Source organism: Bradyrhizobium sp. 157, from assembly GCF_023073815.1.
Classification (GTDB): Bacteria; Pseudomonadota; Alphaproteobacteria; order Rhizobiales; family Xanthobacteraceae; genus Bradyrhizobium.
Window position 1 is genome coordinate 1 of the sequence record NZ_JADPKF010000001.1, and the last position, 1,374, is coordinate 1,374.

Genomic DNA, 1,374 nt, shown 5'->3' on the forward strand with positions numbered 1-1,374 from the left:
GTACTCATCTGTGGACGCCCCGCGAGATGCAAGCGATTTTTGAAGCGCATTGGCGCGTAGTCGGATGCTGCCATCTGTCCGGCCTCTGATGCAGCGATAGAGCTGCGGGCCCGTATGGGAGTTCGCAGACCGGAACCAAATCATAAAGGCGTGCTCTGTAGGCACGATGAGTACACCTGGTTCTTCCGGCCTCGTCTCGCCGACTGTTGCGCCATACCCTCCTTCGACCGACCACATCTCCGACGACCTCAGGTCCGCCAGGCTACGCTCTGGCTGTGACCGGAGCTCGGTAGTTTTCCTGCTTTACGAGTAGCGCCCAGACAATCCGCGCCATCTTGTTTGCAAGCGCGATGGTTACCAGCATGGGCGGCTTGCGAGTCAGCATCTGTTCGAGCCACGAACCCTTTGGCGCGCCGCGTTTGCTCGCCTGTTGAACGACGGCGCTGCTGCCGATGATGAGGAGGCGCCTAAGCGTGCGTTCGCCCATCTTGGATGTCGCGCCAAGTTTCTGCTTGCCGCCCGTTGATCTTTGAAGAGGCGTCAGACCGAGCCAAGCTGCGAAGTCACGGCCTTTGGCGAAAGTCTCGGCCGGTGGTGCTAGGGCGGCAATCGCTGTGGCAGAGATCGGGCCGATGCCAGGAATGGTCATTAGCCGGCGCGATACTTCATCCTCGCGAGCGCGTCGTGCAATCTCTTCGTCGAGATCCGCGATCTTGCCGTTGAGGCCGGCGAGCAGGTCCAACATCAATCGGAACATGGCGAGGGCCGCCTCGGGAAGCGAGCTGGCCATTTCTTCCTCTTCGATCAGGTCGGCAAGCCTTGCCACATGCGAGGGCCCCTTGGGTGCGATCCAACCATATTCAGTGAGATGTCCCCGGATCGCGTTGATGAGCTGCGTTCGCTGCCGCACTAACAGGTCACGGGTCCGAAACACCAGACCCGCCGCCTGTTGCTGTTCGCTCTTCACGGCCACGAACCGCATGCTCGGCCGCTGCGCTGCTTCGCAAATCGCCTCGGCATCGATCGCGTCGTTCTTCTGCCGCTTCACGAACGGTTTTACATAGGCGGGCGGGATCAGCCGAACTTCATGGCCAAGCTGGGTGAGCTGACGGGCCCAGTGATGTGCTCCACCACAGGCCTCCAGCGCTACCGTGCAGCTCGGCTTGGCTGCGAAGAAATCCAGCAGCTTCCTACGGCTGATCCGCTTGCTGAATATCGCTCGCCCCCGCTCGTCCGCTCCATGAGCGTGGAAAACATGCTTGGCGATATCGAGACCGACTGTGATAATCTCTGACACGGACGCCTCCCTTAAGTGGTGCTCAACACCTCCACTTTGGCACATCGATGCCGTCGGCGGGGCGTCCACCCCATCAT

1 protein-coding gene is annotated in these 1,374 nt (G+C 60.7%); it reads right to left on the bottom strand.

All coding sequences use genetic code 11. The features are described from left to right. Positions 1–262 precede the first annotated feature (262 nt). Entirely contained in the window at positions 263–1,297 is a 1,035-nt protein-coding gene (locus tag IVA95_RS00005) for an IS110 family transposase (protein ID WP_247508628.1), read from the bottom strand. Positions 1,298–1,374: the final 77 nt, after the last annotated feature.